General features: G+C 31.2%; 15 protein-coding genes. 10 read left to right on the top strand and 5 right to left on the bottom strand.

Annotated features, from left to right (window positions below):
- Positions 1-86: 86 nt before the first annotated feature.
- The 9 genes from tsaD (at position 87) to LPB87_RS09175 (ending at position 7575) form a co-directional block, all read left to right on the top strand.
- The gene (gene tsaD, locus LPB87_RS09135; RefSeq protein WP_230727695.1) at positions 87-1109 is read left to right on the top strand and encodes a tRNA (adenosine(37)-N6)-threonylcarbamoyltransferase complex transferase subunit TsaD; all 1023 of its coding nucleotides are present in this window, start codon (positions 87-89) and stop codon (positions 1107-1109) included.
- Between the two features lie 3 nt (positions 1110-1112).
- The gene (locus tag LPB87_RS09140) at positions 1113-1823 is read left to right on the top strand and encodes a 16S rRNA (uracil(1498)-N(3))-methyltransferase (RefSeq protein WP_230727696.1); all 711 of its coding nucleotides are present in this window, start codon (positions 1113-1115) and stop codon (positions 1821-1823) included.
- A 33-nt stretch (positions 1824-1856) separates the two neighbouring features.
- A complete protein-coding gene (locus tag LPB87_RS09145; RefSeq protein WP_230727697.1) occupies positions 1857-2495 on the top strand; it encodes a DUF4159 domain-containing protein in 639 nt (212 codons plus the stop codon).
- A 10-nt stretch (positions 2496-2505) separates the two neighbouring features.
- Complete coding sequence (locus LPB87_RS09150) at positions 2506-3003, top strand: TrmH family RNA methyltransferase (RefSeq protein ID WP_230727698.1); 498 nt, start codon at positions 2506-2508, stop codon at positions 3001-3003.
- Positions 3004-3074: 71 nt separating this feature from the next.
- The gene (locus LPB87_RS09155) at positions 3075-3377 is read left to right on the top strand and encodes a hypothetical protein (protein ID WP_230727699.1); all 303 of its coding nucleotides are present in this window, start codon (positions 3075-3077) and stop codon (positions 3375-3377) included.
- A gap of 269 nt (positions 3378-3646) precedes the next feature.
- Positions 3647-4600, top strand: coding sequence for a zinc metalloprotease (locus LPB87_RS09160; protein ID WP_230727700.1), 954 nt, complete (start codon positions 3647-3649; stop codon positions 4598-4600).
- Between the two features lie 130 nt (positions 4601-4730).
- A complete protein-coding gene (locus tag LPB87_RS09165) occupies positions 4731-5822 on the top strand; it encodes an AI-2E family transporter (RefSeq protein WP_230727701.1) in 1092 nt (363 codons plus the stop codon).
- Between the two features lie 2 nt (positions 5823-5824).
- Positions 5825-7006: a class I SAM-dependent methyltransferase gene (locus LPB87_RS09170; protein WP_230727702.1), complete on the top strand. Its 1182-nt coding sequence runs from the start codon at positions 5825-5827 to the stop codon at positions 7004-7006.
- Positions 7007-7008: 2 nt separating this feature from the next.
- A complete protein-coding gene (locus tag LPB87_RS09175; RefSeq protein WP_129539125.1) occupies positions 7009-7575 on the top strand; it encodes a hypothetical protein in 567 nt (188 codons plus the stop codon).
- A 2-nt stretch (positions 7576-7577) separates the two neighbouring features.
- Here the strand turns inward: LPB87_RS09175 and LPB87_RS09180 are convergent, their stop codons facing one another.
- Complete coding sequence (locus LPB87_RS09180; protein WP_230727703.1) at positions 7578-8231, bottom strand: M15 family metallopeptidase; 654 nt, start codon at positions 8229-8231, stop codon at positions 7578-7580.
- 159 nt (positions 8232-8390) lie between these two features.
- On the opposite strand from LPB87_RS09180, the gene LPB87_RS09185 reads away from it, so the two are divergent.
- The gene (locus LPB87_RS09185; RefSeq protein WP_230727704.1) at positions 8391-8966 is read left to right on the top strand and encodes a hypothetical protein; all 576 of its coding nucleotides are present in this window, start codon (positions 8391-8393) and stop codon (positions 8964-8966) included.
- Positions 8967-9120: 154 nt separating this feature from the next.
- On the opposite strand, the gene LPB87_RS09190 is transcribed toward LPB87_RS09185, so the two are convergent.
- From LPB87_RS09190 to LPB87_RS09205, 4 genes are all read right to left on the bottom strand, one after another.
- On the bottom strand, positions 9121-9582 hold the full coding sequence (locus LPB87_RS09190; protein ID WP_230727705.1) for an SRPBCC domain-containing protein: 462 nt from the start codon (positions 9580-9582) through the stop codon (positions 9121-9123).
- A gap of 161 nt (positions 9583-9743) precedes the next feature.
- A complete protein-coding gene (locus tag LPB87_RS09195; RefSeq protein WP_230727706.1) occupies positions 9744-11273 on the bottom strand; it encodes an MFS transporter in 1530 nt (509 codons plus the stop codon).
- Positions 11274-11460: 187 nt separating this feature from the next.
- Entirely contained in the window at positions 11461-12492 is a 1032-nt protein-coding gene (locus tag LPB87_RS09200) for a hypothetical protein (RefSeq protein WP_230727707.1), read from the bottom strand.
- Complete coding sequence (locus LPB87_RS09205) at positions 12483-13715, bottom strand: hypothetical protein (protein WP_230727708.1); 1233 nt, start codon at positions 13713-13715, stop codon at positions 12483-12485. The genes LPB87_RS09200 and LPB87_RS09205 overlap by 10 nt, the downstream gene beginning before the upstream one ends.
- Between the last annotated feature and the right edge of the window lie 50 nt (positions 13716-13765).

A 13765-nucleotide genomic window follows, 5' to 3' on the forward strand; every position in this document is an offset into this window, starting at 1 on the left:
AAATTCTTTAATTTTGGCTTCTACATTTAAATAAAAAAAAATCAAAATTTGATTCGTCAAATATAATTCAAAATTCGTGCCTTTACATGCAAAATCCTGAGGTTTTTATTCTTGCTATCGAAAGTTCTTGCGATGATACAGCAGCAGCTGTCTTACTTAACGACAAAGTACTATCAAATGTTGTTGCCAACCAGCTGATTCATACACAATATGGAGGTGTAGTTCCTGAACTTGCGTCCAGAGCACACCAACAAAACATTGTACCTGTTATTGATGCTGCACTTCGTAAAGCAAATATAAAAAAAGATCAATTATCTGCCATAGCATTTACACAGGGTCCTGGACTTATGGGTTCTCTCCTAGTTGGAAGTTCATTTAGTAAATCATTAGCACTCGCTTTAAACATTCCCTTAGTAGCTGTTAACCATATGCATGCCCATATTTTGGCTCATTTTATTGATGAAGAAGGTTACGACAAACCAACTTTTCCTTTCTTAGCATTGACAATAAGTGGTGGCCATACTCAGGTTATTAAAGTAGATGGCTTTTTTGACATGCAAATTATCGGGGAAACAACTGATGATGCCGTTGGTGAAGCATTTGATAAAAGTGCTAAAATATTAGGTCTTCCCTATCCTGGAGGACCACTTATTGATAAATACGCTCAATTAGGCAATCCAAAAGCATTTCCGTTTACTAAACCAAAAGTCCCTGGACTTGACTTTAGCTTCTCTGGTTTAAAAACAGCTATTTTATATTTTATCCAAAAGAAAAAATTAGAAAACCCAAATTTCATAGAGGAAAACCTAAACGATATTTGCGCTTCTATTCAATATACGATTATCGAAATTTTAATGGACAAATTAAAATTGGCTGTTAAAGAAACTGGGATTACTCAAATAGCAATTGGCGGTGGTGTCTCGGCTAATTCTGGCATAAGAAACAGACTGAAAGAAAGCGAAAAAAAATACGGTTGGAAAACTTACATCCCTAAATTTGAATACACTACCGATAATGCTGCAATGATTGGAATTGTAGGTTATCAAAAATATTTATCAAAACAATTTGAAACAGCCGCTGTTGTTTCTAAAGCACGAATACAATTTTAAACTATGCAATTATTCTACAATCCAAATATTGACGAAACAACTCAAGAATTTTCTTTTGACAAAGAAGAAAGTAAACACATTATAAAAGTATTACGAAAAAAAGATTCTGATATATTACATGTAACAAATGGATTGGGGTATTTATTTGAAACCGAAATTACTTTGGCTTCTGATAATAAATGTACTGTAAAAATAATTTCGTTTGAAAAAGCTTCTGAACCTAAATATCGTCTGCATCTTGCCGTTGCTCCAACCAAAATGAATGATCGCTACGAATGGTTTCTGGAAAAAGCTACTGAAATAGGAATTCATGAAATCACTCCAATAATTTGCGATAGATCTGAACGTAAAGTAATTAACATCGACCGTTTTGAAAAAATTATTTTATCTGCAATGAAACAATCCAATGAATTGTATCTTCCTAAACTTAATGAAGCTATTTCGTTTAAAGAATTTATAAAACGTAAAAATGAAGGACTGCAGTTAATTGCACATTGTGAAGAAACCGATAAAAAATCACTAAAATCAATTTTAAAACCAAATGAGAATATCACATTACTTATTGGTCCTGAAGGAGATTTTTCAGAAAAAGAAATCGCTTTAGCACTCGAAAACAACTTTCAGCCTGTTTCATTAGGCAATACAAGATTACGCACTGAAACTGCAGCAATAGTTGCTTGCCATAGTGTTGCTTTTTTTAATGAAACCATTTAAATATAAAAAATACTAATTTTTGACTTTGTCATTATGAAGAAACTTTTTTTGCTTTTTTTATTTATCTCCATCTCTTCTTTTTCACAAGAAATTGCGTTACTAAAATATAGTGGTGGTGGTGATTGGTATGCAAATCCTACTTCATTACCTAATTTGATAAAGTTTTGTAATGCAAATATTAATACCCGAATTAAAGCAAAACCAGGAACTGTAGAGCCGAGTAATCCAGATTTACTATCCTACCCTTTTGTTCATATGACTGGTCACGGAAATGTTGTTTTTAGCGATGCCGATGTCACAAATCTTCGCAATTATTTATATGGCGGAGGATTTCTTCATATTGATGACAACTATGGAATGGATCAGTACATTCGAAAAGAAATTAAAAAAATATTTCCAAATAATGATCTGATTGAACTTCCTGCCAATCATGCTATTTTTCAGAAGCCATTTCTTTTCCCTGCGGGCTTACCAAAAATTCATGAGCACGACGGAAAAAGACCTCAGGCATTTGGTGTTTTCATCGAAAACAAACTTGTATTGCTTTATACCTTCCAATGTGATCTTGGTGATGGCTGGGAAGATGCAGAAGTACATAACGACCCACTCGAAGTACGCCAAAAAGCATTAAAAATGGGTGCAAACATTATCAATTATATCTTTACCAATTAAAATAAATCAAGTGCAATTAACACACGAAGAAATACAATTCGAAAGAAAAAATTTTCCAATAACTTTAGTTTGCGATCATATTTATTTTCAGCAAAACATTGGCTCTCTTTTTAGAATAAGTGAAGCTTTTGGAGTTGAAAACATTATTTTTTTAGGAAAAGATATTCCTCTAAATCCAAGAAAAATCAATAAAACTTCAAGAAGCACTCATCTTCATGTTCCTCACATTGTAATTGAAGATACTAATGAGCTTATCGATCATTTACTTCAAAATAATTTTGAAATTATTGCTTTAGAAATTGCAAGCAATAGCAAACCCTTAAACGAAGTAAAAATACCTCAAAATCAAAAAATAGCTCTTTTAATTGGAAGTGAAATTGATGGAATTTCGACTGATCTTTTAAAAATTTCAAACCAAATTGTTCATATTAATATGTTTGGAAAAAACAGTAGCATGAATGTTGTTCAAGCTGCCAGTATAGCTTTATATGAATTAACTTCTTTGTAAAGTTAAACTTCTTAAGAGTAATGGCATTTTCGATAAAAAAAGAAGACGTAATTAAATATTAACCTGATGAATTGAGATCTTTCAATTTATATACTCATGAATGGATTGATAATTTAAACTTCACATTCAAACCTCAAGACTTTTTGCCAGATTCAGGTTCATACATACAAGTAGCAAAAAAATTATTCAAAAATGCTGGTTGGAATGGAGATGGTGAAATACAACTCATTTGGGTACCTCCTTTTATGCTTTCGTCTGGATTTACTCTAAATGAAGAAGCATTAGGGATGATAATATGGCATGTTAAACAGGAAGGAGATGGAATTTCATGGTTGTTTTCACCTAAAAAAAAATTTCCTCCAATTAGACATTAAAATGCTTTATAAATTCTCTAAACTGATTTTCTAAAAAAAACTTCACAAATAATGCAAAAATTAACATTATAATTCTCACTAAAAACAACAAAGAAGGAATTTTCCTTATAATTTACAATGTTGTTTATTTGTAAGAACTACGCCATACAAGGGATTGCAAAATTCTGACAAACAAAATAATAATAAAATTTTGCCTGTCAAAATATTTGTTATAAAATTGTGTTAATTATTAACTAAGCTAAAATTTTATAACAAAACCCCAAACTATTATGAAAAAAATTGCTTTATCCACATTTGCAGTACTACTGCTATTCTCGTGTCAAAACAACGACCAAGCTGAATCTACAACTCCAGAAGCTTCAGCAGTTACTTTACGTACTTGTGCAACTCAAGATGTACTAGAAGCTCAATTAAAAGCCGACCCTACTTTGGCTATTCGAATGAATGAAATTGAAGCATTTACGCAAAGTAAAATGCTAAGTGGTAAATTGGTAAATGGAAAAATTCAAATTCCTGTTGTAGTAAATGTGCTATACAGAACTGCTGCAGAAAATATTTCTGATGCACAAATCCAAACACAAATTGATGTCTTAAATAATGATTTCAATGCCGCTAACTCTGATTATGGGAGCGTTCCTGCATTATTTGCTAATGTAAAAGCTAATGTTGGTATTAGTTTTGTTTTAGATCAAATCATCAGAAAATCAACAACAAAAACTTCATGGGGAACTAATGATGCCATGAAAAAATCTGCTTCCGGCGGTCTTAACCCAACATCTCCAACTACAAAGCTTAACTTATGGGCTTGTAAAATTGGTGGTGGAATATTAGGTTATGCTCAATTTCCTGGCGGATCTACTGCTACAGATGGAGTTGTAATCGATTCTAAATATTTCGGATTATCAGGATCTGCTGCGGCTCCTTATAATTTAGGAAGAACTGGAACTCATGAAGTAGGTCACTGGATGAGCTTACGTCACATTTGGGGAGATGCTAATTGTGGAACTGATGGAGTATTGGATACACCAGTGCATAACGCAGCTAATTATGGAGTACCTGCATATCCTCACTATAGCACATGTACAGGAACTCCTGTAGAAATGACTATGAACTACATGGATTATACTGACGATGCTGGAATGTATATGTTTACTGTAGATCAAAAAACTAAAATGGCTACCATATTCTTAACTGGTGGACCTAGAGCTTCTTTCGGCATCTAAAAATAAAACCCTATAACTTAACATGTTAATAATTATTAAAAGCGAGATTTAATTATCTCGCTTTTTTTAGTTTATAAATGTAATCTTTCCCTCATTTTTTCTATATTTATGCTCTAAAGAAAGATAAACTATGATTACATCTAAAGTAATTTCAAACGGGATTTTAAGAGCTATTGCAACTATTTTGGGAGTATCGCTTATTTTGTATTTTTTATATCAAATACAAACTGTCATTGTGTACTTATGTGTTTCATTAATATTGTGTTTAATTGCAAACCCGTTTGTAAAATTCTTAAAAGAGAAATTAAAATTCAGTAGTTCATTTGCTGCTATAACAACTGTTGTTTTCTTTATCTTATTAATGATTGGATTCATACTATTGTTTGTTCCCTTAATTATATCACAGGCTAATAATTTATCTCTTCTTGACACTAAAAGCCTACAAGAACAACTTATATTAATTGAACGTGATTTTGAAAATTATTTCAACTTACAACATCTTGATTTTCAATCTCTATTAAAAAACCCAGATATAACTTCTAAACTAGACTTTAGTTATTTTACGTCCTTCATAAATTCTATCCTAAATATGCTTGCTGGTTTTGGTATGGGATTAGTATCTGTATTCTTTATTACATTTTTCTTTATTAAAGACCAAAACATTTTTAAAGAAAACGCAAAAAGAATACTTCCTGATAATAATGAAGATAAAATCATTAATTCAATTACCAAGATAAACCATTTACTAACACGTTATTTCATAGGCTTGTTACTACAATTAACAGTCGTATTTATTCTATATTTTATTGTACTTGTAATTTTTGGAAGTGAAAATGCATTTGTAATTGCTTTTTTATGTGCAGTGCTAAATATCATTCCTTATGTGGGCCCGATAATAGGAACTATTTTAGCTGCAATATTAACTATGTTGAGTTTAATTGGTGGAGATTTTCAAACAGAGATTTTACCAAAAACAATATATATTGTAATTGGGTTCTTATTGGTTCAAGCAATAGACAATAACATTAGTCAACCAATTATTTCATCAAAAAGCGTAAATTCGCACCCGCTGGAAATATTTTTGATTACTTTAATTAGCGGAATAACTTTTGGAATCGTAGGAATGATTATTGCGATCCCTTTTTATACTTGTCTTAAAGTGATAGCCAAAGAATTTTTTCCTAACAATAAAATTGTTATTGTACTAACTGAAAAAATATAACCTTGAATTTAGCACTTTTACATCCTTCTGTTCAGGATTTTATAAATAAAAAAGTAAATGAATCTATTTCTAAATTAGCACTTCAAAAAAATCCTTTTCCAGAGATTGAATGGATTGCTATTTTAAATCAGATTGAGGCTAAAACTAAAGCGAAAGATAAATTACCAACTTGGTTTACTACCGAAAATATACTTTATCCAAGTAAAATTTCTGTAGAGCAAACTTCTTCTGAGAAAACAGCACAATATAAGGCCAATTTAGTATCTGGTGATAGTTTAATCGACTTAACAGGAGGTTTTGGTGTTGATGATTATTATTTTTCCCAAAAAATAAAAAACATAGTTCATTGCGAGATAAACCCAGCTTTATCAGCAATCGTGCAACATAATTTCAAACAGTTGAAGATTGACAATTGTACGTGTTATCCTGAAGATAGTTTTGAGGTGTTGAGAAAACTAAATAAAAAATGGGACTGGATTTATATTGATCCCTCTAGACGAAACGATGCTAAAGGTAAAGTATTCATGCTAAAGGACTGCTTACCGAATGTTCCTGATTTATTAGATTTTTATTTTGAAAGCTCAAATTGTATTTTAATAAAAACGGCCCCTTTATTAGATATAACTGCGGGACTTTCTGAACTAAAAAATGTAAAAAACATTCATATAATAGCTGTAGAAAATGAAGTTAAAGAATTACTTTGGGAAATTCACAAAGACTATTTAGGAAATATAACCCTTTGTACTGCTAACATCTTAAAAGACAAAACGGAGTCTTTTGATTTCACATTAAACACAGATCTGGAATTTGTTAGCTATGCTTTACCTCAAAAATACTTATACGAGCCGAATAGTGCTATCATGAAATCAGGTGGATTTGACGAAGTCAGCTCATTTTATAAAATAGACAAACTACATAAACACTCTCATTTATACACTTCAGACGAGTTAATTGCATTTCCTGGAAGAACTTTTGAAATTCAAGAAGCTATTTCGTACACCAAAAATGAAATGAAACTCCACCTTTCCAATCAACAGGCTAATATCACTACCCGTAATTTTCCTGATAGCGTAGAAACCATCCGAAAAAAATGGAAAATAAAAGATGGAGGAAATTTGTATTGTTTTTTTACAACTGATAGAAATGACAATAAAATAGTTTTAATTTGTAAAAAAACACAATAACAATGAAACAACTAATTACTTTAACTTTTTTCTTACTAACATTTAATTTATTTGCACAAAAAGATTGTGAATACTCTGTAAACGTTACTGATTCTTTAGGAACATACAAATCAACAAAAGAAAAGATGATTTCTGAAAAAAACTTTGCAGGAACATCAAGTTATATCTTTTTCTCTTTGGCATTAACGGATGGTTTACCAACACTAAATATGCAAATGATAAAAAAAAGCAAAGACTTTACAAAGGCTAACTGCTTTGACAAAAACTCAAGATTATATTTACAATTAAGCAATGGAAAAATTGTTACTTTGATTCATCTCGATCAAGAAAGTTGTGGAACATTAATTCGTGATGAAAAAGGATTTGACAATCGTGTAAACACAGGGATTTTTATGTTTATGAAAGATAATTTTGAAGATTTAAAAAATTCTCCAATCTCAATGATTCGTATTAAATACTTAACTGATGTGGAAGATTATGTTCTAAAAAAAGAATTCACATCTGAACTAGATAATAAAGTATATCATCCAGAAAGTTACTTTATTAATAATATAAAATGTGTAGAGTAAACTTAATTACAATTCCATTTTGTATTTGAGACTTTATCATTTAGCCCAGCTTTTAAATTATAATGCCACCACTCCGAATCAAAGGAATTGAAATGATGTTTTATCATTATTTTTTTCAATAATTGTCGATTAGCTTTAATGGTATCTGATAAATTCAAATAGTTGTGACTGGCTTCTTTTCCAAAAAAATCAAAAGAAGTTCCCATATCCAATTCCTTACCATTACTATCAACAAGCGTAATATCTACGGCTCCTCCTCTATTATGGATGGAGCCTTTTTTTGGATCAGCAACATATTTAGGATTAGAAACTATTTCCCACATTCTTTTTTGGATAAATAAAGGCCTGTAACAATCAAATAATTTGATTTTATACCCTTTCTTCATAAAACTTTTATTAGCCTCTACTAATGCTTTTATCGTTTTTAAACGCAAAAAACATTCCGCACAATCATACACTTTTGCTTTAAGAAAATTATCTTCTGTCGCATACTTCATATCATACACAAAATCGCTGCTATAATCTTTTAAATTAACAAAGGTTGTATCCGCAATTACCTGATCGATATTATTTGCATATGTCTTACTCTGAGCATTTGTAGAAATTATTCCTAAGATATAGAGTAAAAGAAATAAAGTTCTGTTGAATTTTGGCATGAAATTGGCATTTTAGATTTTACATTTTTCTCAAAAGTAAATATAGGTAATAAATAAATCGAAACTAGAAATTGAAGCTTTAGTCTTCATTTGATAAAATTTATATCTAAACCGCATTTGAGTCCAACGTATAAATCATAAATCAAAAAAAAGTGCATTATGAAAAAAATTACTTTGTTGTTATTTATCCTCCCTTTTTTAGGAATCGCTCAAGAAATAAGCTATTCTGAACCTTCTCAATTTATCGAAAAAGCAGGTGCTGTTCAAATTAATTTGGTCGAAAGTCAAAAGACTATTTTTAAATCTGGACTTGGTGAAACAGTATCGTTTTATCCAGCTGAGATTATTGATTTGAATCAAAATCAAAAAAAAATAAACGGAATGGAGGTTGAAAGTACTTTTATCACAAAGCAATATCAGAATAAACAAGACCAATTTACCAAGGAAACCGCATGGATAGGCGTTGATGAAATTCCTGGTTTAATTGAATGGCTTGAAAGTTATGTAATTCCAAATTTATCTAATCCTGCTGGTACAAAAAAAACAGTCAAATACATCTACAACACTAAAGAGATTCAATTTAAGTTTGACGTTTACAATACGACTCAAACTTTTACTATTACAGTAAAAAATACAAATTATAAGGATAAGTATTTTTGGACAGAATCACGTACAAAAGACATCCCAAACATTTTAAAAACACTTAGATATATGCAAACTAGAACTATAAACTAGTATTATTACATTAAAAAAATACTAACAACTGTAGGGGGTTAGCTAACTAAAAAATTAACCCTATAAGTGATGTGAGTTCATTTAAGTCTTGTATTGATTAGTCACTCTTATATTTTCTTACATCACTTATATCGGTTACAATAATTCTTTAGAATTATTCATGATCTACTTCTTCTTTCAGGTTTGGTTGTCCTTTACCTGTAACAATTAAATTGTATAAACTATTTTGTACATAATTAGTCCATGAATTAAAGCATATTTTGTAACATTCATAATCAGGAACTAATCCCTGATGCGTTAAGCGAACTTCTGTTTTATTTCCTTTTTCATTAATTTCAAAAATAACTTTTGTATCTATCCATTCGCTTTTATCTTTAGTAAAATTAAAATCATTTTCTAAAACATGCCAAACTACTTTTTTATTGGGAATAACTTCTACTAATTTCATTTTACAGATATGGATGTCTTTATAATGATACTTAAATACATCACCCTGTTTTGCTGTACCTCCTTCTATTTCTTCTGACCACCATCCCCTAACATTTGTTATAGCATCAAATGCTTCTTTAGCACTTTGGCCTACCAAAATACTTGTGGTAAAATCTTGATTATCCATAATTTTGACTGTTTAAAAATTAAAAACTCATTAGAACAAAACAAATTTAACGATCTCATTTACAACTAACAGGGTGCAAAAAAGACTTTTACAGGGTTAAATAAGACAGTCTTTTATCTCAGAGATAAAACCTAGTAAATGCAACACAAATCACTCTTCTTTTATTTTACCTTCTTTTCTTTTGGTAAAATAAATACTAAAATCAAGGCTAAAATAGCCAAAACAGTTCCTGCCAGAATTAAAACTACATCATGTGCATCTTTAAAAGCTGTCATTGCCGCTTTCTTAATTACCTCACCTTTTTCTCCTCCCAGCTCATTGGCAACAATCATTGCGTCTCCAATTGAATTATTTACCTGCTTTGGAAGCTCTTTTAACAATTCTTCATTAATAATAAACTTTTTAATAAAAATCTGAGAGAGTATAATTCCAAAAAAAGTAATTCCTAATCCAGTACCTAATTCATAAGAAATAGATTCCATTGAACCAGCCATTCCCGCTTTATCAAGTGGTGCCGCAGACATTATAGCAGTTGTTCCAGCTATTAGTACAACTCCTAAGCTAAATCCTAAAACTATCGACCAAAACAACAAACTAGCTGTAAACGAACTAAAATCTAATTGACTCAACATAAAGAACGATAATGACGATAATGACAATACTGTAATTATAAGATTCTTAAAACCAATCCTACCCAGTATTGAACCAGTTAGTGGCCCTGCTACTGCAGAAGAAGTTACAAACGGTAACATGAATAATCCTGCATCTATTGGGCTCAGCTTATGTACAAATTGTAGTTCTTGTGCTAATAAGAACTCAAAACCTACTATAACTGCCATAGGTACAAAGCAAAGTAACATTCCTAACAAAATTCTTTTGTTTTGCAATAATTGCATATCTATCATTGGAAAAGGTGAAATCTTCTGCTTTATAAAAAACAACCTCAAAAAAATGAATCCAATTATTCCAACAGCAATACTAATCCACAAAGGATGATCTTCTTTAAAAATAGTCTTAATACCATAAATAAATAGAATCACGCCAACCAACACTAAAGCAGCATCTTTTAGCACCCAAGGTTTCTCGGGGCTCGAAATTCCTTTGGGAACACCAATCCATATTAAGGGAATAACGATCAAAATTAATGGCAGATTTATTAAAAAAACAGCTCCCCACCAATAATGCTCTACGATAACTCCACCAATTACAGGCCCAACTGCTGCTCCAGCTGTTCCTATAGCCGCCCAGATACCTAATGCTGTACCACGTTGCGCTTCATTGGTAAAAGTTTGACTTATTATAGCAAGAGTAACTGGCATAATCATTGAACCTCCTAAAGCCAAAAGTGCTCGAGAAAGTATTAAATAAATAGGTGCAGAAGAAAATCCAGCCAAAAATGAGGCTATTCCAAATATAGTTAAACCAAATAACAGCACTTTTTTATGTCCAATTTTATCTCCTAAAATCCCCATAGGCAATAACAGACCTGCCATAATAAGCGGATAAATATCTATAATCCATAATACTTCATTACCCGATGCTCCCAATGATAATGTAAGCGTAGGAATAGCAACATGTAGTATTGTAGCATCTATTGTTACGGGAATAAGTGAGGCAATAATAATAGCAAGTACAAGCCATTGATTTTTCACATTTATACCTCCTTCTGACATATTATTTAACTCCTTCATTCTAATTAATTATATTATCTCTGTACAAAACAACTCTAAAACTTACCTCCTTTAAAGGTGAAAGGTGTTATTTAGAATAAAATTACGCTATAAATAGTTATATCAATCATAAATCATCCCTTAATAAACAAAAAGCCCACTCTACAGAGTGGGCTTAAAAGAAAATTTATGCAATAAAATTACAACACTATCTCTGTTCTGTAATTTCAGATTTATTAAGTTTAATGACTCTTATTTTTTTATTCGTATTATCCGATAAAAAAAGATGGTCGTTAAGTTGTGCTACGCTTACTATACTTCCAAAATTATTTTGTCCCATAATATCAAAAGAATTAACTCTTGGTTTATAAATTTTATCCATAAACTCTTTTTTAGGATAAAGGCGTAGAAAATTTGAATTACCTTCGTTCTCTGACGTTACAGCCCAATCAGCATTAATTGTCACTGATAATGGTTTTGCTTCATTAAAAGCCACTACTACAGGCTGAATTGGAGCCTTTAATGATGCGGTGGCATTAGCACGAATACCTGCAATATTGTAATACAAATATCCCTTTGCATTTCTTCCTGCTACAACTAAATTACCGTCGGCAACATCCATCGAATAAACTTCATCAAATCCTTTTAAGGTATTTAATTTGGCAAAAGGAGCTAAATTCCATTCACTTTTATCTGTAATTTGAGATGCTAAAAAAACTTTAATACTAGTTTCTTTTTCTTTAACGAATACCAATCCGTCTTTTGCAACAACTCCAAAAACGTGAACAAAAGTATTCCACCATTGACCGTTTCCTAACATGCTAATTCCTGCATTTGTCACTTCATCAATAACAAAAAGTCTTGATTCGGCACTTCCAATGTAAATTCTACCATTATCAATAGACACTGAAGTAAGTTTAGCAAATGCTACTGTAGAAGCTCCTTTAGTATAATTTGAAATTGTTTTTAAGTGAACCAAGGTGTTAGCATTAAAAACTTCTAGTACATCTCCATTACAAACGTATAATTTATTATTTGCTATAGCGATACCTTTAGGGTCTAGCGTACCTTTTCCATCTCCAATCTGAGTAGCTGAAATAGATGCTTCATCAGTAGGATAATAATAAGTATGATTTGGAGAAGTTCCATCGTAAGAATCCTTGCTACAATTTGTAAAGACACAAAGTAACAATATAAAAAAAGCTATTTTATTCATTTTAATTTTATTATTTAATTCCATTTTCCTTCTCCTTTATATTTTATTAAGAATGGATTTTTTGGATTAATCGTAAAAACAGGTTTTTTATAATTCCCTGCCAAGTAATCTTTTTTAGTCCATCCTTTTAACACCTCTGGATCAGTAAAAGGAAGATCTTTCAAGTGGATTAAGTATTTGTAAAAATGAGTCAACATTTCCTGTTGTCCTCCACCTTCGCCACTATTAGCTAGATTACTACTATGGCTAAACCCTATATGATGTGAATATTCATGCGACCAAACTGACATTTCACCAACCCAATGACCAGTTACATAACCTGACTCCCATTGAGAAGCAAGATTTCCGCCACCTAAAGCTGCATCACCCCCAACCATTGCCATGTGTAAGGTTCTGCTATCAAGATAATTCCAATAAATTTTCTCAATATCGGCTTTAGAAAAATAATCATACTTACCATCAGCATCAGCTGCATTCCCATGCCAATACGTTGCGCCGTTTACAGCAGTACCAGCTTGAGTTGCTTGTTCTTTTTTATATCTGTCAAAATTAATAAAAGTGTCATAATACATTGGATGACTTAAGGCATACGAATAATTAATAATCATTGTTATTGCCTCTTTTGCCAAAACTGGATTCATTGGCAGAAATTTACCCAATTCACCATTATGGTACCCATCATTAAACTGGACTAAATGATTAGATTTAATTTTTTTAAATTTTGCGAATAAAGGATCACTTGATTCAACCGAAAATTCAATTGCACCAGAAGAGAAACCGTCGATTTTATCAATCGTAACTGCATTTCCAGTTTCTAACAAATAATCATTTTTTCCTGCTACCAAAGGGATTTGGTGAAACGAGCGATGAAAAGCCGGAACTTTAGTGAAATTATAAATTAAAAATCGCTTGTTATAATTGGCTAACTTAGCGTAGATTCTTACATCTGTAAGTCCAACAGGAGAATAAAGAGAAATTTGAACTGAATCTTTCCCTTTTTGGATTACTTGTAATGGTTGATTTACTTGAAACCATCGATCTTGTTTATCATACATTTTCGATGAACTTTCATCATCTTCAAACATAGTCATGGCACGATTTCCTATTGGTAAATTCGTTGCATCAATACTTGGTAAATAACTAGCATTGTATGTAGTAGATTGGTCTTCGTGATCACAACTTGTGAAAACTAGAAAACCAAAAATTAGTAAGCTGGCAAAGTACCAACTCTTAACATTTGTAATCATTGTAGGTTAATTTAAATTTGTTTTGAGTTCTGGGGTATTAGATTTTGGAT

The sequence above is a fragment of the Flavobacterium sp. EDS genome (assembly GCF_020991525.1).
In the GTDB taxonomy this organism is placed as follows: domain Bacteria; phylum Bacteroidota; class Bacteroidia; order Flavobacteriales; family Flavobacteriaceae; genus Flavobacterium.